At 27.3% G+C, this 543-nt stretch carries 1 protein-coding gene; it reads right to left on the bottom strand.

The genetic code is table 11. The features are described 5' to 3' along the window. Nucleotides 1-180: 180 nt before the first annotated feature. On the bottom strand, nucleotides 181-543 hold a 363-nt coding region (locus tag IEV86_RS18350; RefSeq protein ID WP_188484853.1), incomplete at its 5' end, for a DUF2326 domain-containing protein.

Here is a 543-nt window from a genome sequence, read left to right on the forward strand (position 1 = left end):
TAGATTTTTTCTAGTGAAAGAATAAGAAAAGACATAAGTTCTATTTTATCACTCTGTTATAGGTTAAGTTATTACGGTGTTTCATTATATACTGAATTTAAACACCCTTGACATTATGGGAATTTTTAAAACAGGTTAAAAGGAAGTTCTATAAGAACTCCCTAGTTTAATATTATTTGGTCAAAATCTAAAACCAAAAAATCTATTTTTATCTTCATTGTTTCTATCTAATTTTGCAACAATCATACCTTTCGACTCTAATTCTTGAAGGTCATCTAATAATAATTCATTTTTATTTATTGTTACAAAATATTGTCCGATCCTATTCTCTAACAGACTTGAATTGATATGTTTTAATAATGTACCTTTTACATGAGGATCAGGATTAGAATAAGATCCGTCATGAATTAAAATATTCAAACTACACTTATTTATACACCTGTATAAAAACCAAGTAAGATCAAATATATTTATCTTCATATGGAGTCTACCATGTGAACGTTCATCCGGTATAGAACAAGAAATTTTGATCCTTCCTGTAGT

The organism is Cellulomonas carbonis, from assembly GCF_014636275.1.
Classification (GTDB): Bacteria; Actinomycetota; Actinomycetes; order Actinomycetales; family Cellulomonadaceae; genus Actinotalea; species Actinotalea carbonis.